This window comes from Staphylococcus pseudintermedius, from assembly GCF_001792775.2.
In the GTDB taxonomy this organism is placed as follows: Bacteria; Bacillota; Bacilli; order Staphylococcales; family Staphylococcaceae; genus Staphylococcus; species Staphylococcus pseudintermedius.
Window position 1 is genome coordinate 23,365 of the sequence record NZ_MLGE02000003.1, and the last position, 26,478, is coordinate 49,842.

The 26,478-nt window shown below is 36.5% G+C and carries 24 protein-coding genes and 1 other RNA gene; 4 read left to right on the forward strand and 21 right to left on the reverse strand.

Annotation, left to right across the window (positions count from 1 at the left end):
• Positions 1 to 8 precede the first annotated feature (8 nt).
• Both BJK46_RS02930 and BJK46_RS02935 read left to right on the forward strand, forming a co-directional pair.
• Complete coding sequence (locus BJK46_RS02930) at positions 9 to 707, forward strand: queuosine precursor transporter (protein WP_014613916.1); 699 nt, start codon at positions 9 to 11, stop codon at positions 705 to 707.
• A 55-nt stretch (positions 708 to 762) separates the two neighbouring features.
• Positions 763 to 1,161 (forward strand): ribonuclease HI family protein, encoded by a 399-nt coding sequence (locus BJK46_RS02935; protein WP_020219606.1) that lies wholly within the window; start codon positions 763 to 765, stop codon positions 1,159 to 1,161.
• A 129-nt stretch (positions 1,162 to 1,290) separates the two neighbouring features.
• Here the strand turns inward: BJK46_RS02935 and BJK46_RS02940 are convergent, their stop codons facing one another.
• From BJK46_RS02940 to BJK46_RS02975, 8 genes are all read right to left on the reverse strand, one after another.
• Entirely contained in the window at positions 1,291 to 2,172 is an 882-nt protein-coding gene (locus tag BJK46_RS02940) for a 5'-3' exonuclease (RefSeq protein WP_063284369.1), read from the reverse strand.
• Positions 2,173 to 2,176: 4 nt separating this feature from the next.
• Positions 2,177 to 5,632, reverse strand: a complete 3,456-nt coding sequence (locus BJK46_RS02945) for a dynamin family protein (protein ID WP_103263558.1) — start codon at positions 5,630 to 5,632, stop codon at positions 2,177 to 2,179.
• Between the two features lie 163 nt (positions 5,633 to 5,795).
• On the reverse strand, positions 5,796 to 6,713 hold the full coding sequence (gene rarD / locus BJK46_RS02950) for an EamA family transporter RarD (protein WP_103263557.1): 918 nt from the start codon (positions 6,711 to 6,713) through the stop codon (positions 5,796 to 5,798).
• Between the two features lie 33 nt (positions 6,714 to 6,746).
• Positions 6,747 to 7,874 carry a THUMP domain-containing class I SAM-dependent RNA methyltransferase gene (locus BJK46_RS02955; protein ID WP_103263556.1) on the reverse strand — a complete coding sequence of 376 codons (1,128 nt, stop codon included), beginning with the start codon at positions 7,872 to 7,874 and terminating at the stop codon, positions 6,747 to 6,749.
• Between the two features lie 280 nt (positions 7,875 to 8,154).
• Positions 8,155 to 8,541, reverse strand: an RNA gene (gene rnpB / locus BJK46_RS02960) — RNase P RNA component class B.
• A 41-nt stretch (positions 8,542 to 8,582) separates the two neighbouring features.
• Positions 8,583 to 8,918 (reverse strand): cell division regulator GpsB, encoded by a 336-nt coding sequence (gene gpsB, locus BJK46_RS02965; protein WP_014613910.1) that lies wholly within the window; start codon positions 8,916 to 8,918, stop codon positions 8,583 to 8,585.
• 19 nt (positions 8,919 to 8,937) lie between these two features.
• Positions 8,938 to 9,495, reverse strand: coding sequence for an SLOG family protein (locus BJK46_RS02970; RefSeq protein WP_063278740.1), 558 nt, complete (start codon positions 9,493 to 9,495; stop codon positions 8,938 to 8,940).
• A complete protein-coding gene (locus BJK46_RS02975) occupies positions 9,488 to 9,829 on the reverse strand; it encodes a DUF1798 family protein (protein WP_063278741.1) in 342 nt (113 codons plus the stop codon). The genes BJK46_RS02970 and BJK46_RS02975 overlap by 8 nt, the downstream gene beginning before the upstream one ends.
• 195 nt (positions 9,830 to 10,024) lie before the next feature.
• Here BJK46_RS02975 and recU point away from each other — a divergent pair, with 195 nt between their 5' ends.
• Together recU and BJK46_RS02985 are read left to right on the forward strand one after the other, a co-directional pair.
• Positions 10,025 to 10,651 carry a Holliday junction resolvase RecU gene (gene recU / locus BJK46_RS02980; RefSeq protein WP_014613907.1) on the forward strand — a complete coding sequence of 209 codons (627 nt, stop codon included), beginning with the start codon at positions 10,025 to 10,027 and terminating at the stop codon, positions 10,649 to 10,651.
• On the forward strand, positions 10,648 to 12,870 hold the full coding sequence (locus BJK46_RS02985) for a transglycosylase domain-containing protein (RefSeq protein WP_014613906.1): 2,223 nt from the start codon (positions 10,648 to 10,650) through the stop codon (positions 12,868 to 12,870). The genes recU and BJK46_RS02985 overlap by 4 nt, the downstream gene beginning before the upstream one ends.
• 682 nt (positions 12,871 to 13,552) lie before the next feature.
• On the opposite strand, the gene BJK46_RS02990 is transcribed toward BJK46_RS02985, so the two are convergent.
• The 13 genes from BJK46_RS02990 to BJK46_RS03050 all read right to left on the reverse strand — a co-directional run bounded on the left by BJK46_RS02990 (position 13,553) and on the right by BJK46_RS03050 (position 26,478).
• The gene (locus BJK46_RS02990; RefSeq protein ID WP_014613905.1) at positions 13,553 to 13,888 is read right to left on the reverse strand and encodes a YpoC family protein; all 336 of its coding nucleotides are present in this window, start codon (positions 13,886 to 13,888) and stop codon (positions 13,553 to 13,555) included.
• Entirely contained in the window at positions 13,885 to 14,559 is a 675-nt protein-coding gene (nth, locus tag BJK46_RS02995; protein WP_103263555.1) for an endonuclease III, read from the reverse strand. Before nth ends, BJK46_RS02990 begins: the two co-directional genes overlap by 4 nt.
• A complete protein-coding gene (locus tag BJK46_RS03000) occupies positions 14,549 to 15,241 on the reverse strand; it encodes a DnaD domain-containing protein (RefSeq protein WP_103263554.1) in 693 nt (230 codons plus the stop codon). The genes nth and BJK46_RS03000 overlap by 11 nt, the downstream gene beginning before the upstream one ends.
• A 174-nt stretch (positions 15,242 to 15,415) precedes the next feature.
• The gene (gene asnS, locus BJK46_RS03005; RefSeq protein WP_014613902.1) at positions 15,416 to 16,708 is read right to left on the reverse strand and encodes an asparagine--tRNA ligase; all 1,293 of its coding nucleotides are present in this window, start codon (positions 16,706 to 16,708) and stop codon (positions 15,416 to 15,418) included.
• Positions 16,709 to 16,775: 67 nt separating this feature from the next.
• A complete protein-coding gene (locus tag BJK46_RS03010) occupies positions 16,776 to 19,478 on the reverse strand; it encodes a helicase C-terminal domain-containing protein (protein ID WP_103263553.1) in 2,703 nt (900 codons plus the stop codon).
• Between the two features lie 27 nt (positions 19,479 to 19,505).
• Positions 19,506 to 20,477 (reverse strand): biotin--[acetyl-CoA-carboxylase] ligase, encoded by a 972-nt coding sequence (locus BJK46_RS03015; RefSeq protein WP_103263552.1) that lies wholly within the window; start codon positions 20,475 to 20,477, stop codon positions 19,506 to 19,508.
• Complete coding sequence (locus tag BJK46_RS03020) at positions 20,461 to 21,663, reverse strand: CCA tRNA nucleotidyltransferase (RefSeq protein WP_037543018.1); 1,203 nt, start codon at positions 21,661 to 21,663, stop codon at positions 20,461 to 20,463. Before BJK46_RS03020 ends, BJK46_RS03015 begins: the two co-directional genes overlap by 17 nt.
• A 3-nt stretch (positions 21,664 to 21,666) precedes the next feature.
• The gene (gene bshA / locus BJK46_RS03025) at positions 21,667 to 22,791 is read right to left on the reverse strand and encodes an N-acetyl-alpha-D-glucosaminyl L-malate synthase BshA (RefSeq protein WP_014613898.1); all 1,125 of its coding nucleotides are present in this window, start codon (positions 22,789 to 22,791) and stop codon (positions 21,667 to 21,669) included.
• Positions 22,792 to 22,806: 15 nt separating this feature from the next.
• A complete protein-coding gene (locus tag BJK46_RS03030; protein ID WP_014613897.1) occupies positions 22,807 to 23,130 on the reverse strand; it encodes a nucleotide pyrophosphohydrolase in 324 nt (107 codons plus the stop codon).
• 178 nt (positions 23,131 to 23,308) lie between these two features.
• Positions 23,309 to 24,007 (reverse strand): zinc metallopeptidase, encoded by a 699-nt coding sequence (locus tag BJK46_RS03035; RefSeq protein WP_014613896.1) that lies wholly within the window; start codon positions 24,005 to 24,007, stop codon positions 23,309 to 23,311.
• Positions 24,008 to 24,045: 38 nt separating this feature from the next.
• A complete protein-coding gene (locus BJK46_RS03040; RefSeq protein WP_014613895.1) occupies positions 24,046 to 24,639 on the reverse strand; it encodes a DUF1405 domain-containing protein in 594 nt (197 codons plus the stop codon).
• 28 nt (positions 24,640 to 24,667) lie between these two features.
• Entirely contained in the window at positions 24,668 to 25,225 is a 558-nt protein-coding gene (locus BJK46_RS03045) for a YpiB family protein (protein ID WP_065354222.1), read from the reverse strand.
• Between the two features lie 11 nt (positions 25,226 to 25,236).
• A complete protein-coding gene (locus BJK46_RS03050) occupies positions 25,237 to 26,478 on the reverse strand; it encodes a tetratricopeptide repeat protein (RefSeq protein WP_096533734.1) in 1,242 nt (413 codons plus the stop codon).

The window sequence follows — 26,478 nt, forward strand, 5'->3', positions numbered from 1 at the left end:
TCATTAAATTGTATAATGAATGGTTAGGTTTAGGGTCGTTTATCGTCACATTCGTACTCATGGTAGTGATGTTTCGACTTTTTGGTAAATCAGGTTTGTATGCTTGGGTTGCGATAGGCACGATTATTGCCAACATCCAAGTGCTTAAAACAGTGGATATATTTACGATTTCTGCAACGTTAGGAAATGTGATGTTCGCATCCATTTATCTTGCAACAGATATTTTAAATGATATTTATGGTCGTAAAGTCGCGAAAAAAGCGGTTTGGCTTGGCTTTTCGTCTACTTTTATTATGATTATCGTGATGCAAGTTTCGCTCGCGTTTCAACCGAGTGAAGTTGACATGGCGCAAGATGCTATGAAAGCAATTTTCGATGTCGTTCCACGTATCGCTTTCGCATCCATAACCGCTTACATTATTGGTCAACATATCGATGTACTTGTCTTTAATATGATTAAAAAAGTATTTCGTTCAGATCGTACCTTTTTCATTCGTGCCTATGGGAGTACAACGTTGAGTTCGATTGTGGATACAGCGCTTTTCGTAATGATTGCTTTTTATGGTAGTTTACCCAACGGTGTCGTACTAGAAATTTTCATCACGACGTATTTATTAAAATTATTAACAACTGTTCTGAACGTCCCATTCGGTTATTGGGCAAAGTCACTTTATCGTCGCAACAAAATTAAAGACGATACGCTATGATACATGATATGGTAAGCTTAAATACGAAAATACATTTAAGTGTGGTGTCGTGAAGTTGGCTAAAATATATTTTGATGCAGCAACGAAAGGCAATCCGGGATTAAGTGCATGTGGCGTCGTTATCGTTACAGAAAATGAACGCTATACATTTACAAAAGTGCTCGATGCGTTAGACAATCATAGTGCTGAATGGGAAGCGTTACTGTTTGCATTAGAGCAAGCACAAACATTGGCAGTTTTGAATGCATTAGTTTTTACGGATTCACAGCTAATTGAAGATGCAGTGAATCGTGAGTTTGTGAAAAATGGACGTTTTAAACCTTATTTGGAGCGCTATTTACAAATGACACATGATTTTGAATTGGCATTTGTCAAATGGATTCCACGCGCACAAAATAAAGCTGCGAATCAGTTAGCTCAAGATGCATTGTATCAAGCGTTAGGTCGTTCATAATGTTATAAAAAATGTCGAAGTGTTATGCACATGTTCACACATGTCACACGCTTCGACATTTTTTTATAAGGAAATCAATGTTAGCGAGTATCGTCTAAACTCTTTTCCTTGCTTTGTTTAATTTTAAGATTACAAATTTTGAACAAATCGTTTTGAAACAAACAACTCATGCTCATCTAATACTGCGAGTACGTGATTTAACTCGACATGATGTGCCATTTGCTCGAATAACGTGTCGATGGATAATGGGACATTCAATTCAATCGTTGCCAGTTGTTTTGACAAACGTAGATTTTCCATATTTTGTGCTATCTTTTTCTGTTGTCCAGGCGTAAGCTGTGACACATTCGCAATCACTTCCTCAACAGAGCCATATTGCTGAACCAGTTTAATCGCTGTTTTCTCACCGATGCCTTTTACACCTGGATAACCATCTGCTGTGTCTCCCATAAACGCTTTGACTTCAATGAGTTGTGGCGGTTGTAATTGATATTCTAATTCGAATCGCGCTCTGTCATACTTACTATATTCAGTAAATCCTTTTTTGATGAGCCATACATAAACGTTGTCTCTCACACATTGTAATAAATCGCGATCCCCAGTAATGATATAAACTTCGTGGTCAGGTGATTGTGCATATGCATGTGTTAACGTCCCAATGACATCATCAGCTTCGTAGTTTTCAACGCCAATATTTAAAAAGCCTAGCGACTCAGAAATATGTTGGACATGGTCGAATTGTGGGATAAGCTCTTCGGGCGGAGCAGGACGATTTTGTTTATAACCATCAAACATGTCATTACGGAAGGTCGCTTTCCCCATATCCCAACATATTGCAACGTGCGTCGGTTCAACATCGCGAATCGCACTGTAAACATGTCTCACAAAACCTTGCGTGCCGTTTGTCGGTGTGCCGTTCGTATTGCGCATAAAATTTTTGTGTACACTCGTTGCATAAAAATGACGAAATAATAACGCCATGCCATCAATTAATAAAAGTTTGTGTGCCATGTTTTCAGTCCTTTGAATTCAGTATTGTCAGTAATTTTGGTGTTTCTACTTGTAGTTGAGCAATCAGTGCATCATCCACTTCGACAGCTAACACAGTATCGATTTCACGTTGTGCTTGTGACTCAATCTGTTCTAGTGCTTGCTGTGCCTGTGTTGTGAGAGTATCGAGCATACTTTCAAGCGCTTGTCGTAAATCAGCTAATCGTGGTTGGAGTAACGTCACTGTTTCATCTTTAATGTCAGCTTGTATTTGTTTTTGCACTTGTGGCTGCATAATGTTTTTCTTTGTCAATTGTTTCGGAAGTGCGTTGACCATGTCATCAAAAGAAATCGTTAAAAATGATTGGTCTACAGGCGCAACTTCAATCGTTTCAATATCTGGTAAAAGTATGTGATATTGTTGGAATGATCTAATTTTCGTTGCCATTTCTTGTTGAAATGCTAGGTTAAAGAAAAATTTAATACGCTCAATCATCAATGTTTGTTCTAAATATAACTTTTGATGGATTTGATTCAAATACGCTTTTGTCGATTGTCGTTTCTCCTCATTGAAACTTGTTGTATTCGTCATTTGTGTATTATAAATGGCCTTTACATTATCTAATAATTGAATTTTTAAACGCTCATTCAAGTGATACATTTGATCTTCTATTTCGTTAATCAGTTTTTGACGAATTGCAGTTAAACTTTCCGAATTAAAAATCGTTGTTTGACGCATCTTTTGTAATTGTTGTTTAACATGTTGCATTTTTTCAGCGTTTGCAGTATGGTCTTCAATCATTTGTGTGTAAGACTGCCCGATAGAACGTAACTGGTCATACATTTTGGCTTCTAAAATATGTTTGGATTCAACCTCTGAAAACCGTGAAATGCTCGCTTTCAATTGTTGCACACCGGCGTCCCCTTTAGTTAAAGCAGCACGACTTGATACAGAAAAAATTTCAGGTTGCATTTGTACTTGCATTAACGCATCTGCTACATAGTCACGCACAGCACGTTTATCAACTTCATTTTCAGCTAAATCGGTTGCATTGATGACCATTTTGAAAGCCTGTTGTTCTTTTAACTGATTTATACTTTTCATATGTTCGATAAACGCTTTATCATTGTCAGTAAAAGCGTGATTAAAATAACTCACATATAAAATTAAATCAGAGGTTGTCAGTATTTTCTCTGTTTCATTCGTATGTCGTTGGTTATTCGAATGTAACCCTAATGAGTCCACAATCACTTTGTCTTTCAACCAATCTAGTGGCAATCTTAAATGCACCGTTTGGACGAAAGTCGCATATTCATCTTCAGCACTCCATTTTTGTACGTCAGTAGCTTGAATTTCATGTTTTAAACCTTCAGCGATATACGATTGATACAGGGCATAATTCTTTTCAATCGCATGAATAAATGCAAGACGGCTTTTGTCTATGCGTCCTTTTAATTTTTCTATGTTCGCTTCTAAAAAGGCTTCGATACTGTCAAATTGTTGCCCTTCAAGTTCAAACACATCATTAATTTGTTGGAGCAACATGTCTGGTGTTTTAAACGTAACGTGATACGTATCGCCATAGCCAATCTCAGTAGTTGCCGCTGTTGTCGGGTTAGGTGAACTCGTCAAATAATTGTCCCCTAATAATGCATTAATCAAACTACTTTTACCAGCGCTGAATGTACCAAAAACACCTATTTTAACGGTTTGATGTTGCATTCTTTCCTGTGTTTCCTCAATGTTTTTTACACTTGATTTAAACAATGGGATATTTTTGACAATATCTAATGCTTGGGTCATTTGTGCGTCGTTAATCGGGTTTTTCTCAGCTGTGACAACATCCTCTTGTTGTTGCACATCTTTTTTATTATCTTCATTTGATTTCACTTGATATTGAATTTCTGTGCGATCGATCAAACGGTCCAGCGAATCTTCCATATGAATATAATAATGACGATAATTTTCTGTCTTTAACGACTGAGACAAGTTACGCAATTCAATATAACGTGTATACGCCGAACTATCATTTGATTCATCGACGAGGTGCTCTTCTGCGTGGACATTGTCAATAATGGTATCATCAAGTGGTTCGAGTTCTTTTAAAATATAGTGCTTGATAGCTTTCATGACATCATTTGAGAAAGTTAACACATATTGATTCGTTATTTGAATTTGTGTTTGATACAAATCGGTTATAATGGATGTCGGTAATGTCAATTTTTGGTTTAAAATACGCTGATTCAAATCGGTATCATTAATAAAACGTGTGAGAAACGATAAATCTTCTTGCATCGGTTTAATGATTTGGTGATCAACTTTACTTTGAAGAGCTATCATTAATTCATTAAGGCGTGTTTGACGTTCTTCTTCTGTTTTTTTCTTTTTATTAAACAGTCCAGCGGCTTTAAAATCCTTCGTCATACTTTCCAAACAATAACGAATCGTTTCACGCATGTCGTGTGTCATAATATACGCATTATCAATTATGGAGCGGCGTTTATCTTTTAAATAATGTTTCAACGCTACCGCATCATTCAACAATTGTGCTTCCTCGCTGATCATTTCATTTTGTTGATGTGATTGATACGCTTGATCGAATTGTGTCGCTTCGATGTTGAGTCGTTCTAAAATTTCATCCATTTCATGTTGTAAATAGTTCAATTGATGTTGATGAATAAATTGTTTCATACGTGCAACATAGTCTTTCACAGCTTCACGGTGCTGATCTTGTTCCATAATAAAGGCGCGTAACGCATCGAATTGATTTTGTGGATGTTCAAACTTTGTAATATAAAATGTTTCGAGTAAATCAATATCCCACTCACTCACGGATTGTTCCACACGATTTTGAAATGTTTGAAATGTGAGTTCGTTTTCGTCATGTTTATCAATTTGGTTAATAACGAAAACGACTGGAATGCCTGCACGATTCAGACGTTTCATAAATTGAAAGTTCAGCGCGGATTGTACATGGTTATAATCAACCGTATAGAAAACGATATTACTCGTATACAGAAATTGCTCCGTTTGCATATTGTGTGATTGTACATTGGAATCGACACCTGGTGTATCTTGAAATGTAAAACCTTTATGAAACGCATCACTTTGAATACGAATGTCAATGGACTCAACGTGAAAATTTTCGCGGTTCATTTGTTTGACATCATCATAAGAATTCAATTGTGTATACTTTTGACCTTCGATGTTCGCAGTAATACCAGGCGCCTCTGCAATTGTTACTAATGCAGTATTACTCGTTGTCGGAACGGGTGAGCTTGGTAAAATGTCTTGGCCGATAAGACGATTAATGATTGTCGATTTACCTGCTGAAAAATGGCCGACAAAGGTCATAGTGTAGTGGTTTAGATACACCTTTTTAATCATTTGGTTAATCGTATGTATAAAAGCGGAATGATCAGATTTTTCCACTTCTTTTTTTAGTTTATATAAAATATCCAGTTGTTCTTGATTCTGCATAGATATTGGATTCCCCTTGTTTTAAACGTCTTTATTTAAGTATTATATGAGTTTATGGCGATAAATGCCATTGCCGTGATTAAAAATAATGGCATTTTAATATGAGATTGAAGGCAAAAAATAACATCGCACAGTCAATGTACGATGTTAGCTTATATTTTGGTTAATTTTGATATTGGAATGGTTGTGGACGCTTTTTAATTTTGAGGATTTGAGAAATGACATAAATCACGATACCGACCCAAATAAAGCAAAATGTAATAAATTGGTCGACATTAAATGGTTCTTTAAATACAAAAATACCAAGTATAAAGATGAGCGTCGGCCCTACGTATTGAATAAAGCCCATTAATGATAACGGAATACGAATCGCCCCTTCTGAAAATGAGAGTAACGGTAATGCCGTCACAGCGCCTGAAAAGAGCAACCAAAACGTCGACATATTCCATCCGATACTTAAATCAGCTGTTTGCCCAACGATAATTAAATAAATGATCGCCATGGGTGCCGTCGCCAGTGACTCAATAGTAATGCTACTCAATGCTGACATAGGAACGAGTTTTTTCAGTAAACCATAAATGCCAAATGAAAAAGCTAAAATTAACGAAATATATGGAAATTCGCCTACTTTAAAAGTCATATAAACGACGCCAAGTACAGCAAAGAGGATCGCCATCCATTCGAGACGGTTGAAACGTTCTTTAAAAAATATCATGGATAATAAAATGCTGACGAGCGGATTGATATAATACCCTAAACTTGTTTGTAATACAAAACCAGCATCAATCGCATAAATAAACGTGCCCCAGTTCACCGTCACGATATAGCCTGCTAAAATGATAATCAATAGTTTGAACGGTTTCGCTTTTAGTTGCGCCATATCTTGAGCAAATCGCTGCCATTGCCCGATGATGGGTAAAAGGAGCAGCATAAAAATGAGTGATAAAACGATACGATACATGAGTGTTTCAATCGGATCGACGTCGTGAATGAGTGCCCAATATAATGGCAAAGTGCCCCAAATGACATAAGCCAATAAAGCGAAAAGAATGCCTTTTTTAAATTCTTTATCTTGATACAAAGTACTCCCTCTTTTCGTAAAAATTAAAATGGCTTAAGATTTTTTATTTGCCCAATATTGATAATAAGTTGTTTCAATATAGCCGTTAAACAACTTACGACGCTTTGTAGCTTTACGGTTTGCGAGATATTCAAATTCTTTGTTACTTGTCATAATGTAAAGTGACAAATTCGGGTGGTTTTGCATGAGAATGCCGAGATTACGGTACATTTCTTCAACTTCTGCACGGTCACCAATACGTTCACCATACGGCGGGTTACCGATTAGACCAATTGGACCGTCGTGATTAATGGTAAGGGTGTTCACATCTTTGACTTCGAAGCGGATAATATCACCGACACCGACCTCATCTGCATTGCGTTGTGCAATTTCAACCATTTCAGGATCGATATCAGAAGCGTAAATTTCGATTTCTTTATCATAATCGGCGAGTTCATCAGCTTCTGCACGTTTTTGATCATACAGCCCTTTTGGAATGATATCCCATTGTTCTGAAATAAATGAACGATTAAACCCAGGTGCGATATTTTGCGCAATTAAACAAGCTTCAATCGCAATTGTTCCAGAACCACAAAATGGATCTATAAGCGGTGTATCACCTGTCCAATTGGCTAACTTAACTAAACTTGCAGCGAGGGTCTCCTTAATCGGCGCCTCACCTTGCGCCAGACGGTAACCGCGCTTATTCAAACCGGAGCCAGATGTATCAATTGTTAACAAGACTTTATCTTTTAAAATAGCGACTTCTACAGGGTATTTTGCGCCTGATTCATCCAACCAACCTGACACTTGATGTGCATTTTTCAATCGTTCGACAATTGCTTTTTTAGTAATCGCCTGTACATCAGGAACACTAAATAACTTTGATTTTAAACTACGTCCTTGTACTGGAAATTGACCATCTGTTGGGATGAATTGTTCCCATGGTAGATTTTTTGTTTGTTCGAATAATGAATCAAAGGTTACAGCTTCAAATTGTCCAACGATAAGTTTGACACGGTCTGCAGTGCGTAACCATAAATTGGCTTTAACGATTGCAGATGCGTCTCCTTCAAAATAAATACGTCCATTTTCTACGCGTGTGTCGTAGCCTAAATCCTGGACTTCTCTCGCGACGATTGATTCAAGCCCCATTGGACAAACTGCTAATAGTTGATACACGAAAATTCCTCCTTTTGAATATTGGTTTATGTACTAAATTTTCATCATTGTTTTTATGTTTATTTAATTTATTATGTTATCGATATTCGGTTTTATTGTTTGCGCGCTTGGGTTCTCATTCTTTATTCAGTTCAACAGTCCGCTACGCAAAAGATTTCTATGTGTCTATAGTAAAGATAAGTCCTCTCTATTGATACTGATTCTTATTTCATGAGTTGTCAAGACAAACTGAAGGGCTGGAACGTCTTGTTCCAGCCCTAAGGTGACTAGTCTGAGATATTTCTATAAGCCATGTTCTGTACTGATGTACTCATTACGTGCACTAGTTACACTGGTACTTCAGTTGTAATCATCTGTCTGAAAAGTATGCTGTACTTTTCCTCGTCTATACGTTGAATTCCGTTAGACAAGTGCTCCTACCAAATTTGGATTGCTCACTCGAGGGGTTTACCGCGTTCCACCTTCATTATTTCTAATAAAGCTACGTCACTGTGGCACTTTCAAACTAATGTAACCGTATCAAAAGACTTAGGTTAGGTCGTTGCCGTCAATATCGAATATTGCCTTGACTTATTGTTTCATCAAGCACGAACACTACAGTCATCTCAGACTGTGTGAGCATGGACTTTCCTCTATATGTCGTAACATATAGCGATTACACGAAATATCCTCAAAAAATTATAGCATTTTTCAATTAAAAAACAATCCCTATTTTCCAAAGACTGCTTTTTCAAGGTTAGAAATTCGTTTTAAAATATCTACGTTATTATTTTGGTTTGAACTTTGATTTGCGAAACTCTTATTATCTTGAGGTCGACTAGAGGCAACACGAATACGTAAATCTTCAATCTCTTTTTTTAGTTTGTGATTTTCTTCTGATAATTTGATGACTTCATTATTTAAGTCTGACATTTTTTGATAATCCGCAATAATATCGTCTAAAAAAGCATCCACTTCTTGGGGACGATAGCCACGAACCATTGTCTTTTCAAAGTCTTTTTCGTAAATATCTTTTGCTGATAATTTTAACGAAACATCTGACATTTGTTCCACCTCATTTGATTTAAATTTCTTCGGACCATTGTAAATCATTGATAAAGTTCGTCATTTCGTCAAACGTCACAATATCACAAGTATAGTTTGTTTTTTCAACAAAATCAACTAACTTCTTTTTGAAAAATTGTGGGCTTGCGGGTTGTTCTTCATCATAAATTAGTACAGTGATATCCGTATGGTCCAACATAAATTGATCCGCTTGTTCAAACTGAAACGGTCCTTCGTATGTATGCTGATGCACACTGTTGACATAATCACTCTTTTCGATTATCTGTTGATATTTGAGCTGATTTTGCTCATTCCATTTAGATGTGTGTTCTAAAAATGGTGTAATGACGCCTAATTTTAGCTCGGGATAATCTTCTTTCAACGCAATGACACACTCGGCACTCCATAATTCAATACCCAATTGCCCTTGGATTAACACCCATTCTAAACCTTGATCTATATATTGAATTAATTTTTGCGTAATAAATTTTTTTAAATAGGTCACTTCAGGTGCATGTTCATTGAATATTTGCAGTTCGTAAGACTTGTAACCTGTGAAATACATTGTCTTAAACATGTCCGTCACGCTCCATTTGTGATAAGTAGTTCAGATCGTGTTGTACGGCTTTAAATTGATCTAAAAATAATTTTTTGCTCGTTGTGGATTGATGGCATGCGACTGCGATCTCTGACATTAAAGATGACATACGTTGCAATTTTTGTGCATTGAAATATTTTTGTTTTGAAATGGTGTCTTGATAGTGCTGTAATGATTGCAAGTGAGCATCAACTTGTTGGACGAACGGTTGAACTTCTTTATAAAAATCATATTGTCTTCCTGCTCGAGCTGCTTTAAAACGTTGTGAAATAGTTGCTAAATCTTGAATCAACTGTTGTATGACAATTTGCATAAATCTAAACACCTTTCATTAAACTAAATTAATTTTATCATAATGTGTTGAAATATTTTAACAGGAATTGATTTTAGGTCACGTTAAACGACTATGTATGTTACAATAATGTCAGTTTATGAATCCTTTCGATTTATAAAACGCCTATCCTATCATGTTTATAGGGCAAAAAAACATGGATTGTAGGTGAGACAAATGAATTATCCAAACGGTAAGCCATTTAAGCAGAGTCAGACTCAAGACGGAAGTACGAGGACAAACAAATCGAGTAAAATTAAATACGGTGGGCGCGGTATGACATTGGAAAATGATATTGAAAGCTCCAACCAATATTATTTGAAGACAGAACGCGCTGTGATTCATAAGAAACCAACACCTGTGCAAATTGTCCATGTGGATTATCCAAAACGCAGTCAAGCTGTAATTAAAGAGGCTTATTTTCGAACGCCTTCAACTACTGATTATAATGGTGTTTATAAGGGCTATTACATTGATTTTGAGGCAAAGGAAACGAAAAACAAAACATCTTTTCCGTTACAAAATATCCATGCGCATCAAGTTGAACATATGAAGCAAGCAGTGGCCCATGGAGGGATTGTCTTTTTGCTACTCCGCTTTAAAGGAATCAATGAAGTTTATCTCTTGCCGTTTAAGCGATTTTTTCCGTTTTGGGAGCGCTACTTAAAAAATGGAAAAAAATCAATTAAGGTTGAAGAAATTCAAGAAAATGGTTACTATATTCCTTATCAGTATCAACCCAGATTAGATTACCTCAATGCAGTTGATAAGTTGATATTAGATGAAAGTGAGGACCGCTTATGACGGAAAAGAAAGGGACTTCCAAGCAAACGAAAAAGAAGTCCGGTCAAAAAAAGAATAAGAACATCAAGCGTACGATCATTAAAGTGTTGAGCTTTTTAGTATTAGCATTTGTCATCTTAGCACTCTTATCTGTATTGCTTTTCGCATATTATGCCTGGAAAGCACCTGCATTTAACGAGTCTAAACTCCAGGATCCAAGTCCAGCAAAAATTTATGATAAAGATGATGAATTAGTGAAGACGCTTGATAATGGTGCAAGACGAGAGCATGTGGATTTAAAAGATGTTCCCGATACGATGAAAAATGCAGTGCTTGCAACTGAAGACAACCGTTTTTATGATCACGGTGCACTCGATTACAAACGTTTGTTCGGTGCCGTATTGAAAAATATTACGGGCGGCTTTGGTTCACAAGGTGCTTCGACGTTAACACAACAAGTGGTTAAACGTACGTTTTTAACAGACCAAAAGTCGATTGAACGTAAAGCGCAAGAAGCCTACCTATCTTATCGTTTAGAACAGGAATATTCTAAAGATGAAATTTTCCAAATGTATCTCAACAAAATTTACTACTCTGATGGTGTGTATGGGGTTAAGGCTGCAGCAAGATACTACTTTGATAAAGATTTAAAAGATCTGAACTTAGCTGAATCGGCGTATCTCGCAGGTCTGCCGCAAGTTCCTAATACTTATAACATTTATGACCATCCAGAAGAAGCTGAAAAACGTAAAGACACAGTATTGTACTTGATGGCATATCATCACCGCATTTCTGAAAAAGAGAAAAAAGAAGCGCAAGATACGCCAATTACTGAAAATCTCGTGCAACGTTCAGCTGAAGATAGACAAATTAAACCAGACGATGATTCAGAACAATACAATTCTTATGTGAACTTTGTGAAGCAAGAGCTTATGAACAATCCTGAATTTAAAGGACAGAATTTATCTGACATTCTTAACAGTGGTATTAAAATTTACACTTACATGGATAAAGATGCTCAAAACAGCTTACAAAACCGTATTGATAATGGTGGTTATTATAAAAATGAAGATCAGATGGTGGGTTCAACAATCGTAGACAGCCAAACTGGTGCTTTAGTTGCCATTTCAGGTGGTCGTAACTATAAAGATGTCGTTGAGCGTAACCAAGCGACTGACGCACATCCAACTGGTTCGACATTGAAGCCATTCTTAGCGTATGGTCCAGCAATTGACAATATGCAATGGGCAACCAACCACTCTATTCAAGACGAATCAGCTTACAATATTGATGGTGCCACATTTAGAAACTATGACCAACAAAGTCACGGTACGGTATCCATTTATGATGCATTACGTCAAAGTTTTAACATTCCAGCATTGAAAACATGGCAACAAGTCAAATCCCAAGCTGGTAACAATGCACCGACTGATTTTGCGAAAAAAGTTGGTTTAGAGTATGAAAATACAGATATTGGTCCTTCAGAAGTATTAGGTGGTTCATCTTCTGAATTCTCACCTACGCAACTTGCTTCAGCCTATGCATCATTTGCAAATGGTGGTACGTACAACAAAGCACATTCAATCAAAAAAGTTGTAGAAGCAAATGGTAATACAATTGAATTTGATTTTACGAGCCATAAAGCAATGAATGACTACACAGCATACATGATTACTGAGATTTTAAAAGGTACATTTGAAGCATACGGTTCTGCTTATGGTAACAAAGTCGATGGTGTGAACATGGCAGCTAAAACAGGTACAGGTACGTATGGTGCAGAAACATATCAACAGTATAATTTACCTGATTCAGCAGCTAAAGACGTATGGATTTCGGGGTTCACACCGAAATATACAATGTCTGTATGGATGGGCTTTAGTGAAGTGAAACAATACGGTCAAAACTCATTCGTTGGCAGTAGTGAACAAAAATATCCACAATTACTCTTTAGAGATGTAATGAGCGATATTAGTCCACGTGATGGTTCAGACTTTACACGTCCTGACTCTGTTGCAGGTAGTGGAAAGAGCTTATATGTTGCAAAATCACCTGATGGCAATACAACAAGCAACTTTACAGAATCAAGTAATGGGACAAACAGTGGTTCAAGTTCTAACAACAGCAGAAATGGTAACAACGGTCAGAATTTGAGCAATGGCAATAACAATTCACAACAAAGTAACAACAATAATAGCAATAATAACGGTAATGGTATTTTCGGTAACTTATTTGGTCGTTAAAATGCCATACAAAAAGGAGCAGGGACAGCATGAGCGCCCCGCTCCTTTTTGTATTCGTCTTTTCACTTATATAAAACAAAAAGTAAAGGTGAAGAACATAAAAGCTTTTGATGAGATTGATGCAATATTTTGATTAAATTTGCCCTCTGCCTATGATTCTATGATTTGTGGTTCTTGATTGCCTGCATGGCTTCGCTTTTCGATGGGAGTCCTCCTACAGCTAATTAACACTTGATTAAACTATTACATTTGTTGCAGCGTTAATAGATTTTCGGAAGCAGTACAGAAATCTCATGTGTCACAAAGATTTCTGTACTGCACTCGTGATCAAAAGCGTGCGCATTGAGGAGTCAGACAGCTACTGCGATAAACAGTAACCACTATTAAAGTAAAAAAGGAATTGTAAGCAATATGCACACATTCCCACAGGAGTCTCAGCCTTCTGAGCAATCTTATTTCAAATACAGGGGACTGATGGCAAGATTATAAAACCAAGAAACTCAATCACATCCATTTTTGTATCCCGCTCCTCGTTCGTTTTCAAACTGTTTTATAGTCATTAATGAATCATATGTTTAAAAATCGTAGGAATGGGACTGGGAAAACTCATTGCCCCATTCCTTTGATAAATTTCAAAGGAATATCATGTATGAAATAGATGCATCCATGGTTGCCATCACATTTACAATAAGCGATGGCGTGCACGATATGCTGCATACATCTTCACTAATTCAGATTTCAGTGTCTTCATTTGTTGATATCCCATATAATGATGCTTACGTGTTTCGATATATGCAAAACGTTCATCAATATTGAACGGCACAATACGTAAACTTTCCTGAGTCACTAGCCGATAATTTTCCACTTCATTAATCACGTTAAAGTAACGAATTAACAAATTATAATATTCATCCAACAACGTAACCGATGCATCATGACCAATTTTACGCTGTTTCGCGTATTCGTCTAATGCTCCTTCTAATTTTGACATATTTGCAATGATTTCTTGATGATTCATGATGATGCACCTGCCGCTTTTTTCAATGATGCACGATAACGTTTTTGTCCTTCACGACAATCCTCAAACAATGGACAGACACCACACTTTGGTTTTTTCGCTAAACAGTGATAACGACCGAAAAAGATCAATTGATGATGACTTTTCGTCCAACGTTCTCGTGGTATGATCGATGTGAGTCGACGTTCTACTTCTGTCACACTATCTTTCCAGCGACAAATGCCTAAACGTTTCGACACACGTTCGACATGTGTATCAACAGCGAGTGCAGGTTCCCCAAATGCTACACTCATGACGACATTCGCCGTTTTTCGCCCTACACCAGCTAACCCTTCTAGTTGTTCATGGGTATGTGGCACGATTCCATCATATTGATCGAGTAAAGATTGCGATAGTTTTTGAATATTTTTTGCTTTATTACGGTAGAGCCCAATTGAACGAATATCTTGTTGTAACTCTTCTAAATCCACAGCTAAATAGTCTTCTGGCGTGTGATACTTCTGAAATAAGTTCTTAGTCACACGGTTCACCGTATTGTCGGTACATTGTGCTGAGAGTAAAACAGCTATCGTTAATTCGAATGGGTTTTCATGTACAAGTTCGCATTGTGCATCTGGAAACATTTGATCAATGACATCAATCATTTCAAGTGCTTTCTTTTTACTTATCAAAAGGATTCTCTCCTTTCAGCCAATTAAATTTCGGAATGTGTTCTGTTTTTTGAGTAGGTTGTTGAGGTTGCTTTTTAAATTTTGCCCGTATCGGTTGTGCGTCTTTAACTGTTAAGACATTATTTTTTTGCCAATTGAGTAAAATACGATCAATATATTTGAGTGACGTTTTTTGGTGTGCCAACGCTTCATCAATTGCCGCATCAATTAATTCAATGGCATAATGATCGACGTCAATCCATTGGTTAAGATGTTCAATTTCTAGTGGTGATAATGCCCGCCCAAATGCAGTTTCGATTTTTTTAAACACCATTTTAAATGCTTCTTCTTCAGACGTCGTTTCTTTAGATGTTTCGATTTGTTTAAAAATAGAAGCCAATTGTTCGTAAAAGCCATCAAGATTAATATATTCAGTGAATTTACCTTCATTATTTTTTTCAACGCGCATCGCCAATAAACCGAGTTGAATCAATTTTTGTATAATCGCGGTCACTTCTGATGATTGCATCGTTGTCCCCTTTTTTAACACATCAATAGAAGGCTGCTCATTAGAAGATTCATAAGCATATAAAATTTTTATTAAAATCACTAAATCATTTTCGTTAAGGCCCAATTCTTGATAATGCTCAAGTAATTCAAAGCGAATCACAACAGGCCGTATTTGCAATTCTCGTTGGTTCATTAGTTACCCTCCTATATCGCCGTCATGTGACAACAATGTATTCTTGACGCACCGCTATAGTTAGAATAAAAAGAGAGTGAGTGTGAAATCCCTATTGTCAAAGAATTTCATCTTCTCACCCCCGTAAAAGATGTGGCGATGGTATGCCCATCAACATCATTACATTGGCATCTCTTATGGATACAAACGATTTAACAAGCGTGGGAATGGTGATGTTTCACGCACATGTTCCACACCGGCAATCCATGCGACAGTACGTTCTAAGCCTAAACCGAAACCACTGTGCGGTACACTACCATATTTACGTAAATCTAAGTAATATTGATAGCTTTCTGTATCAAGCTGATGTTCATCGATACGTTGTTCTAACAACTCGAGGTCGTTAATACGCTCAGAGCCACCGATAATTTCGCCATAGCCTTCAGGTGCAATTAAATCCGCACAAAGCACTGTGTCTTCATTTTCTGGATTTGGTTGCATGTAGAATGGTTTAATTTTTGTTGGATAATTCACAATGAATACAGGCAAGTCGTAATGGTTGGCAATCGCTGTTTCGTGTGGTGCACCGAAGTCATCGCCCCATTTAATATCATCAAACCCTGCTTCATGTAAAAACTTAATCGCATCATCATAAGAAATACGTGGAAATGGCGCTTGAACTTTTTCTAATTTTGATGTGTCGCGTTCTAATAATTTAAGTTCGATTTGACAATTTTTAAGCACGGATTGTACGACATATGAAACATACGCCTCTTGTACTTCTAAACTCTCTTCATGTGTTGTAAAGGCCATTTCAGGTTCAATCATCCAGAATTCAATTAAATGGCGACGTGTTTTAGATTTTTCGGCACGGAATGTCGGACCGAATGAAAATACTTTTCCGTAAGCCATTGCCGCAGCTTCCATGTAAAGTTGTCCACTTTGTGATAAAAAGGCATCTTCATCAAAGTATTTTGTATGGAACAATTCACTTGTGCCTTCAGGTGCACTTGCTGTTAAAATCGGTGGATCAATTTTCGTGAAGCCATTTTCATTAAAGAACTCATATGTTGCACGGATGATTTCGTTACGAATTTTCATCACAGCGTGTTGTTTTTTAGAACGTAACCATAAATGGCGGTGATCCATTAAAAATTCAGTACCATGATTTTTAGGTGTAATCGGATAGTCGTGTGCTTCGTGAATCACTTCAATATTTTTGACTTGCATCTCATAACCTAAGTCTGAGCGGTTGTCTTCAGTAATTTCACCAGTCACATACAATGATGTTTCTTGTGTTAATGATTTCGCACGTTGAAAGATGTCCTCGTCAACATCTGCTTTAACGACCACACCTTGCATAAACCCTGTACCGTCACGCAATTGTAAGAATGCGATTTTACCACTTGAACGTTTATTCGCTAGCCAAGCACCAATCGTGACTTCTTGGCCAATTTTATTCTTTGCTTCTTTAATCGTTGTTTTCATAACCATTCTCCTATTTGTTTTAATACTGTTATTATTTTAACAAAACTATTGCCGAACTTCTACCACATCATGATTGATCGAGTTGAGATTGCATTTGATGGAGCAATTGTCCAAACTGTTTGATGTTGCCTTCATGTTGTTGAAAATGTGTAAACGTATTTTGGAAAAAGTGACGATATTGACTGTGGATTAAACGATTATCAAAAGAAACGACAATCCCTTGATCATTTTCATTTCTCAAAAGGCGACCTAAACCTTGTCTGAATCGCAACACAGCTTCAGGTAAGACATAATCTTTAAAAACATTGTCAAACTCATTGGCAAGTAACATCGGTTTGACGGCATGATGATTCATAAATGGTAATTTCGCAATCATGACACATTTAATACCGTGCGCCTGATAATCAAATCCTTCAAAAAATGTACTCGTCCCTAGTAATATTGCTTTATCAAAATGATTGAACTGTTGCACGATTTTATAATTTTGACTTTGTTGCTGTGACAATATCACATAATCGTCAAATTCAGCCATTTGATTTAAATAATCCATCACATTGTATAACATTTTATAGCTCGTGAAGAGAACGAGACACTTACTGTCCACAGTCGTGACGTAACGGGCAATATATTCCACAATCGTTTGGATATATTCTTCTTGATTTTGATAATTGTAACGTTTAATATCATTCGGCACAAAGATGTGTGCATTGGCGTTATGTTGATATTCTGACGTAATCTTGTACGTTTGGAAATGCACATCTTCTTCAAACCACTTTTGATAATTTTTAAAGGAGCCATTAAACGTCAGTGTGCCTGAAACGAACGAAATCGATTCGAACTGTTTTAAAATTTTCTCCGTTAACAGATGTTTGATCGATGCGTCTTTAAGATGAATTTTAATCGTCGACTTTTGTTGGACATTTTTTAACGTAATATAAAACAAATGCCCTGCTTTCAACCCCGTTTCGATTTCTCGTAATTGATCCACAATATAAAGCAAATGTTTACGCAGCGTTTTGACCACTTTATGTTTCATATTATTGAAATGCTCAAGTGTGACATTAATTTTGGAAATGTATTGATGTAACAACGGAATCAATTGATCGCGTTCCATATCATAGGCATAATGTAATTTCGATGTTTCATCATCATATAACTGACCTTCATGCACTTTATTGAAAATATGGTCAAAAAAGTGTTCGTTCATATCGTGAATTTCATTAATGTCTTGCTTAATGCTAAAAACATCAATCGGTGGAATATCTAACTTTTGTAAAATACGTTTTTGCTCGAGTTGATCGATTTGTTTTAGCAGTTTTTCATTTTCTGTTTTACCGATTAGCCCTAATTGGTACTTAATATCGGCATAACCGAACGCATGAATGGCACAATCAATCGCATAGTCGGGCAATCGATGTGCTTCATCAATAATGCAATGTTTGAACATTTGATAGAGTGTATGTTCAGGTGATGAATATAACAAATGCGCATGGTTTGTAATGCCGATTTGAATTTTGGATGCATTCGTTCGAATATGGTTGTAATAATGAAAATCTTTACGTACAGGGACATACGTTTCGATTTTTTGTTCAAAATACATTTTTTGGCCACCGCGTAAGTTCAGTTCTTGAATATCACCTGTCCGTGTTTCTAATATCCAGATGAGCAATTGCATTTTTAATAAATTAACATCATAATTGGTCGTTTCATCTTTTAATACTTGGCTGATGAGACCTAGCGAGATATAGTCTTGTTTACTTTTGATTAACGTCGCATTGATCGATACATTAAGTGCTTCGTTAATTTTCGGAATATCTTGTAATAACAATTGATTTTGTAACATTTTTGTATTCGTTGAAATCATGACGTGTTCGCCTGTCTCAATATAATACATTAAAGATGCGACTAAATAAGCTAATGATTTTCCACTACCAGTATCGGCTTCAATAAGTGCTTTTTCGTTATGCATTAACTGGTCAAACACAATTTGCGCCATATAAAGCTGTTCTTCACGATATTGGTAATGACAGACGTCGACAATTGTTTGATATAAAGCGGTCAAATTACCGTCAAACTGAATGTGACTGACTTCAAAATCAGGTGGGGCAAGATAATAAATTTGTTCAAACTGATTTAATCCAGTCATTTCTTTTGTCGCATCATGTAAACGGACTTGTTCGAAAAAATAGTCGTCCAATTGATATTTTAATTGTTTGCTTAAATAATAGAGCTGTTTCTTCGTGTTAATCGGTAAAACCTCGAACTTCTCAAACGCCAAAATCATGATACGCGCTGTTGTATACGCGTCTTCATCTGCGCGGTGTGCTTGTGTAAGCGGAATACCTAATGATTCGGCTAACTCTGTCAGTTGATAGCTTTTCTCTGTTGGAAACGCAATTTTAAAGAGTTCCAATGTATCAATGACTTTTTTCGGTTGGTAATGAATATGACATTTTTTGAATGAACGTTTTAAAAAATTAAGATCGAAATTTACATTATGTGCGACGAAAATACAATCTTTAATTTTTGAATAAATTTTATGTGCGACTTCTTTAAAATAAGGTGCTTGATTTAACATTTCTTCTTCGATGGAAGTCAATGCTTGTATAAAAGTCGGAATTGTTAAATCGGTTTTGATCATTGAGTGATAGTGGTCAATAATTTGGTTGTTACGAACAAAAGTAATACCTATTTGAATAATCTCATCATAATCTGCTTGGTTGCCTGTCGTTTCAAGATCGACAACAGCATAACAGGGTTGATGCGCCATATGCCCCCTCCTTTCTCTCTTTATAGATTAAAATTCAATATCTGCACTCATTAAACGGTGGAAATCACCATCTCGATCAACGACAAGTAAAAAGCCTTGGTCATCAATTTCCATTACGTTACCATAAAATTGTTGTTTGCCTTCTGTAAAACGTAATTGTTTATTCCAAATATTTGAGCGCTGAATATATTCATCTTTAATGGTTGTAAAAGGCTCAGTCAAAAATTGTTGATAACGTACTTCAATACGTTGCATCAATTGTTCTAAAAAGTCATAGCGGTTAATAATTTTTCCGTAATGCAATTTAACACTCGTTGCAGTTTGTTGTAATGCTTCGTCAAAATCTTCAACGTCGTGATTTAAATTAATGCCAATACCACAAATGACAGCCTCAATCCCATCTGCATTTGCTACCATTTCCGTCAGAAACCCGCATACTTTTTGACCTTCTATGTAAATGTCATTTGGCCATTTAATTTCAACTTTTGCTGGACTATATGACTGAATCGCTTCACTGATTGCTAATGACATAAATAAATTAAACGTCGTCAGCATTGAAAAAGGAATGTCTGGTCTTAAAACGAGTGACATCCATAAACCTTTGCCTTTTGATGATTGCCAAACACGTTTGAAACGCCCTTTTCCTGCTGTTTGTTCATCGCTTAAAATGAGCATAGTACGATCATCGTTTAAAATTGCCTTTTTAGCGACTTGTTGTGTAGAGTCTACAGATGGATATGTTTGAAATTGATTGATAAATGATTGATGTTTAAAAATTGAGGTCAATACCCCTTTATGCCATGCTTGCGGCAAAGCTTTTAGCTGATGCCCTTTATTGTGAATCGAATCAATTGAAAACCCCTCTGCTTTAAGTTGGTCCACTGTTTTTTTGACCGTCATCCGTGAAACATTGAGTTGTTCTGCAATCGTCTGCCCAGAAATATAGTCAGGTCTTGCATCTGTTAATAGTTCTAATATTTGATCAAGATATTTTGACATGTGTTCTCACCCATTCAATGATAGCTTCTGTTTGATTGTTAACTTGACGTTGAATCACAGCACATTCGACTTGTCGTAAAACGTCTTTGATCCACGGTCCACCTTTTAATTGGAACGCTTGCATTAACCATTTACCATCTATGGCTAAATCTTCTCGTGATTGAATTGGTAAATCTTCCCATACGGCTTGGAGACTTGCACTGCTAAAGATAATCGGTGATGGTAAATCAATTTGGTTATCTTCTAATATCGGTCGCAGTTCATTAATTTTTAGCGCAACCTCAAGACCAAAATCGTACGTAAATTGTTGGAGCTGGACTTTAGTATCTATTGTTTGTGCAACTTGAATGGCCGATATTAACGTTTGAATTGTGCGAACTTGTGCATTACTCAGTTTTAAAGACTTAAACGCTTGATAGTTTGTGCGATAGCTGAGAATGGCTAAAAATGCCTCCATATCAATCGGTGCATTTATTTTTATCGCTGCGACATCGACATCTTTGAAATACGGGATGTAACGCCACAATTGCAAAGCTTCAAGTATGGGGAAGGTTTTCGCAACAAAGGTCCCTTTAATTAATAATGTTAGTTCGTTCATAATGCGTTCAATGGATAAATATTCCAAATCCGACATTTGGTGTGCCATCGCTTCAAACGTTGCCTCTTCAATCGTAAATCCGAGCTGTGACTTAAAACGTAAACCGCGCAATATTCTTAATGCATCTTCGTCAAAGCGTGTTTTTGCATCACCTACCGTACGAATGATACGCTGTTCAATATCACGTTCGCCTTCAAAATGGTCAATACGTTCATAGTTGATATTCATCGCTATGGCGTTCATCGTGAAATCTCGACGTTCCACATCTTGGTATAAATCCCTGACAAAATATACTTCTGTCGGGCGACGATGATCCACATATTCAGCTTCGGCACGGAAAGTCGTCACTTCATAATTTTCGTGTGACCATACGACATTGATGGTACCATGTTCTTTACCAATGGGAATTGTATGTTCAAAGAGTGACTCGATTTCATCAGGTGTCGCATTTGTCGTAATATCTACATCGTGGATAGGACGATTCATAATAAAATCTCGCACTGATCCACCGACAAAATAAGCTTCATATCCATTTTGAATTAAACGTTCTAAAATAGGTTTGGCTAATTCAAATTGAGATTGATTCATGAATTACAATTCCCCTATCATTTTTTTATAATAATGTTCATACTGATCGGCGATAATTTGTGAATCGAACCGTTTTGCAATATCGTGTAACATATTTTCACGTAACGATTGATATAATGCACTATCTGTCAGTAATTTTAGCGCGTAGTCAGCTGCGGTTTGACTGTCCCCGATATCCACTAAAAAGCCTGTTTCACGATGTTGAATGACTTCTTGAATGCCACCTGCACGTGTACCAATAGGAACGACGCCTGTTTTCATCGCTTCTAACAGGGTAAGGCCAAAGCTTTCCTTTTCACTCATTAATAACACAATGTCTGACATTTGGTAAAAATTACTCATACAATCTTGTTTACCTAAAAAGAGTACATCATCAGAAAGACCCATTTCACGGACTTTTATTCGCATATCATGTAATTCAGGACCGTCGCCAATCAGCAACAATTTGGATTGAATGTGTTCGCGAATGAGAGCAAATGTATCAATAATCGTATCAATTCGTTTAACTTTACGGAAATTTGACACATGAATCAATACTTTTTCATCTTGAGTAATGCCATAACTCTCTTTTAAATCTGTATTGTAACCCGTCGGAAATTCGGATTCCCTTACGAAATTATAAATCGGTACAATCTCTTTTTGAGGTGCAATAATCTCATTCGTTTCGTCTTTTAATGATTCGCTCACACTCGTAACAATGTCACTTTGTTCGATGCCGAATTTAATTGCATTTCTTAACGAGTGATCATAGCCGAGAACTGTAATATCTGTGCCGTGCAAAGTCGTCATAATTTTAATATCTTTACCGGACATTTGTCTCGCTAAAATCCCACAAATCGCATGTGGAATTGCGTAATGCATATGAAGCACATCTAAGTCATACTCATTTATAACATTTGCGATTTTTGTACTTAACGAAATATCATAAGGTGGATATTGGAATACAGCATATTGATTTACGTCAACTTGATGGAAAGTAATGTTAGGTACCGGTTTATTTAAGCGAAATGGCATGTTTGAAGTAATAAAATGCACTTCATGCCCACGTTCGGCCATTAAAATACCGAGTTCTGTTGCAATGATCCCTGAACCACCTACTGAGGGATAACAAGTAATGCCAATCTTCATATAGCTCGTACTCCTTTATGTCTTTCTTTCAAAACGATTTTTATCGCGTTTGTTGAATTTTTTCATTGTTTGGTTAAAGCTTTTTGTCATATCGATATTAAGCGAGTTTGCGAGACAAAGGAGAACAAAAAGGTTGTCACCTAGTTCAGCTTCGATTGTATTTTCAGCCTCACTCGCTTTCTTCTTTTTCTCTCCATGATAGTGGTTGATTTCACGTGCCAATTCACCAACTTCTTCTGTTAAGCGGGCAAGATTTGCAAGCGGAGAAAAATAACCTGTTTTAAACTGTGAAATGTATGTATCGACTTCTTTTTGCATATCAGAGAGTGATCGATTCATGATATGACATCCTTTCTGTTTTCATTCTTCTTTATCTTACATGAAATGTGTGGCGTTGAGCAATCTATGCACCTTTTTGATAGATGAAACACTATTTTTTATAGTAGTACTTTATCAATATAATTCACCAAAACTAAAAAAAGAGCTGGGCGTCTGTCCCCCAACTCTTTTTTGCTTACTATTGATCTGCTGAACGTGCGATTAAAATTAAACGAACGAGTTCAGCAACTGCAACGGCTGTCGCTGCAACATAAGTCATCGCTGCTGCTCTTAATACGCGACCGGCATGTTTATATTCTTTTTCATTCACGATATGCATTTTTTGTATTTGATTCATTGCTCGTTTACTTGCGTCAAATTCGACTGGCAACGTCACAATGGAGAACAATACAGCAAATGCCATTAAGAAAATACCTATCCATAACGCTGTTGAACCAATCGCCATGTGTAATGATGTCATGATAATCCCAGCCATAATGAAAATATATGACATCGAACTACCGATGTTCGCTACAGGTACTAATGCACTACGGAAACGTAAAAAGAAATAACCTTCGTAGTGCTGAATTGCATGCCCTACTTCGTGAGCGGCAATTGCAGTTCCGGCAACACTTGGTTTGTTATAGTTTGAAGGTGACAATACGACGACTTTGTTTTTCGGATCGTAATGGTCTGTTAAAAATCCTTGACCTTCTTTGACTTCGACATCATAAATGCCATTTGCGTGTAAAATTTCTAATGCTACTTCTCGTCCCGTCTTGCCACTTGTTGATCTAACTTGAGCATATTTTTCATAGTTAGATTTAACTTGGTGTTGTGCATACATTGGGAGGATCATAAGTATAATAAAATAAATAATTAAAGACATGATAGACATTATGCTCACTCCTTTATAATATTATTGTACTGGCTTCATCAAACTTGGTCAATCTTTTTACCCCTGTTGAGTCGATAAATTACGAACAAAATTGGCACCACTGATAACCAAAATGCGAGGTAACCAATTTGTGCTTCATAATGTCCGAGTCCGCCGTATACTGGATATTGATGAAAAACGTAATCGATCACATCATTATGGAAAACCCAAAAAATCGTAATGGCTATACTCGTTAACGTAAATTTGAATTGCGGTAAAAATAATACAGCTTGAATCGCCATAATACCGTGAGAAATAATTAACAGGACACCCATCATATAAATAGTATCGTCCTCTATAAATAACAGAAAATTCATCATGACTGCCCAAACGCCATATTTCAATAATGTGACAAAAGCAAGCGTATCAATGATGGCACTTTGTTTTTTACATAATAGTAAGATTAAGCTGACGACTAAAAATAACGTCGCAGTGGGACTATCTGGAATAAATGGCCAAAAATACCACGCTGATCTATAAAGTTGTGGTGTATACCAAATATAACCATAAAGCGTCCCCAAAATATTACTCATGATAATCAATATGAGTATTGGACGTTGATAGAACAACATATTTTGTAGAGCTGTCCACATGATTGAGATCCCTTTCGTCAGTCATTGTTTAAGTTTTGTCAGTAATGTGCCTCAATTTAATGAGATTTAATATTTTTGTATAGTGCTTAAATAATTGAATATCTTTCAAATTTAAACTTAAGTCAATATGCGATTTTAATAAGTGAATGATTTGCTGCTCTGTACTATTAGAGAACTCGATATGATACATATCCATATGATAAGCATCTCCATTTTGCGTTGTGAGCAGTTGTTGCAATAATAAATGATCGAGACGTAAATCACGATCAGCTTCCTGGTTAAAATGAATTTTAACGTCGAGTTGCTGTGAATGACGAATCACTTGGTGAAATATTTCATCGGTGTTCATCAACAATGTCTCACCTTCATGATATTGAATCGCTATGACAGGCGCATCCGACACAGCCATTTCTAAAGTAGGATGATCTGCTACAATTTGGTCGACAAAATGAATTTTTTCAATCAGTGCATGGTTCGTTTTAATGAAATTCAGTAACCAAACACTGATACGAGATTTAAACTGATAGTGAAAGAGTAAATACTCGATAAAGTCACGTTTTTCAAAATTTAAACGTGTATCTAGCATAAATAATCACCCTAAAGTAATCGTCCTTGTTCTGCATCCCACTCAGGGTTACCACTATCTTTTTGCAACAGTAATTGAAGAATGGATTTAGCTGGTTCGATTTGACCGATTTCAATGAGATAATAGTAGTAATCTTTTAAGAAATCAATGTTGTCACGCATCGATGCAAACGCTAAACCGTAAAAATGTTGTGCTTCTTTATCACGTTCTTCTTGTCCTAATGCATATGCGAGTTGCCACATGAATTGAGGATCCATATCTTCTTCATCGACATACTGAACTAATTCAATTAATGCTTCATAATCCTCTTTATTACGTAAAAAGTCAGCTAACATCAGTAAAGGTTCTTGATAGCCCGGATCCACTTCAAGTGCTTGTTTTAATAATGTCACACCTTCATTTTGATCGCCATGTTCAATTTGCAATGCACCCGTACTGTACATCAATTCTTTATAAAACTGGTTGAGACGTAAGCCTTCTTGACCGATTTCAATCGCATCTCCAAAAGTTTTCTCGTTTTCATAAAGCTGTTGTAAATAGTAATAGCCTTGAATGAAGTCTGGATCTTTTTGAAGTAATGTTTTCACCAACTTAATCGCTTCATGCGTCATGTCATTCTTTTCATACGCAATCGCTTTTTTAAGATAATCATCTGATGTCAGTTCATTGTCATTAATTTCATCAAACCAACGTAGGGCATCGGTATAGTTTCCGCTTTGAAGACTGCTGTCTGCTATACGTGAGAATAAGTTGACGCCATTGATTTCATACTCTCCACTCTCTAGTACAGTGTCATACTCTCTTGATGCGCGCAAATATTGACCATCATAGTAAAGTAATTCTGCTAATGCAAAATGGACAATCGGATCAGCAGGTTGTATCTCGATTGCTTGTTCAATTTTTTCAATCGCAATATCTATCATATTAATTTGTTGATATAAATCAGCTTCTAACATTAAACGTTCAGGTGTCAGTGGCACTTCATTTAAAAACTCTAATGCTTCATCTGTTTGATTTTCTGAAATAAGCCCATCAATAAAATAGATTAAAATTTCATCTTCATCTGGATATTTCATGTAAAGCGTACGAAAAACTTCAAGGCCTTGTGGTGTCAGTCCGAATTGATATAATGTCTCACCCAGTACAAACAATGCATCATCATTATCTGATTGCAACGCTTCCTGAACGCGAGAATCAAGTTGATCTAATTTTTGTAAGTTGATATCGTCAATTAATTTGTAGATATCTTGCAT

Bases quoted from the DNA above. Each gene is read 5' to 3' on its own strand.
- BJK46_RS02940 (WP_063284369.1), bottom strand. From the start codon at position 2,172: ATGGCACACAAACTTTTATTAATTGATGGCATGGCGTTATTATTTCGT.
- BJK46_RS02945 (WP_103263558.1), bottom strand. From the start codon at position 5,632: ATGCAGAATCAAGAACAACTGGATATTTTATATAAACTAAAAAAAGAA.
- gpsB (WP_014613910.1), bottom strand. From the start codon at position 8,918: ATGTCAGATGTTTCGTTAAAATTATCAGCAAAAGATATTTACGAAAAA.
- BJK46_RS02970 (WP_063278740.1), bottom strand. From the start codon at position 9,495: ATGTTTAAGACAATGTATTTCACAGGTTACAAGTCTTACGAACTGCAA.
- BJK46_RS02975 (WP_063278741.1), bottom strand. From the start codon at position 9,829: ATGCAAATTGTCATACAACAGTTGATTCAAGATTTAGCAACTATTTCA.
- recU (WP_014613907.1), top strand. From the start codon at position 10,025: ATGAATTATCCAAACGGTAAGCCATTTAAGCAGAGTCAGACTCAAGAC.
- BJK46_RS02985 (WP_014613906.1), top strand. From the start codon at position 10,648: ATGACGGAAAAGAAAGGGACTTCCAAGCAAACGAAAAAGAAGTCCGGT.
- BJK46_RS02990 (WP_014613905.1), bottom strand. From the start codon at position 13,888: ATGAATCATCAAGAAATCATTGCAAATATGTCAAAATTAGAAGGAGCA.
- BJK46_RS03000 (WP_103263554.1), bottom strand. From the start codon at position 15,241: ATGAACCAACGAGAATTGCAAATACGGCCTGTTGTGATTCGCTTTGAA.
- asnS (WP_014613902.1), bottom strand. From the start codon at position 16,708: ATGAAAACAACGATTAAAGAAGCAAAGAATAAAATTGGCCAAGAAGTC.
- BJK46_RS03010 (WP_103263553.1), bottom strand. From the start codon at position 19,478: ATGGCGCATCAACCCTGTTATGCTGTTGTCGATCTTGAAACGACAGGC.
- BJK46_RS03015 (WP_103263552.1), bottom strand. From the start codon at position 20,477: ATGTCAAAATATCTTGATCAAATATTAGAACTATTAACAGATGCAAGA.
- BJK46_RS03020 (WP_037543018.1), bottom strand. From the start codon at position 21,663: ATGAATCAATCTCAATTTGAATTAGCCAAACCTATTTTAGAACGTTTA.
- bshA (WP_014613898.1), bottom strand. From the start codon at position 22,791: ATGAAGATTGGCATTACTTGTTATCCCTCAGTAGGTGGTTCAGGGATC.
- BJK46_RS03030 (WP_014613897.1), bottom strand. From the start codon at position 23,130: ATGAATCGATCACTCTCTGATATGCAAAAAGAAGTCGATACATACATT.
- BJK46_RS03035 (WP_014613896.1), bottom strand. From the start codon at position 24,007: ATGTCTATCATGTCTTTAATTATTTATTTTATTATACTTATGATCCTC.
- BJK46_RS03040 (WP_014613895.1), bottom strand. From the start codon at position 24,639: ATGTGGACAGCTCTACAAAATATGTTGTTCTATCAACGTCCAATACTC.
- BJK46_RS03045 (WP_065354222.1), bottom strand. From the start codon at position 25,225: ATGCTAGATACACGTTTAAATTTTGAAAAACGTGACTTTATCGAGTAT.
- BJK46_RS03050 (WP_096533734.1), bottom strand. From the start codon at position 26,478: ATGCAAGATATCTACAAATTAATTGACGATATCAACTTACAAAAATTA.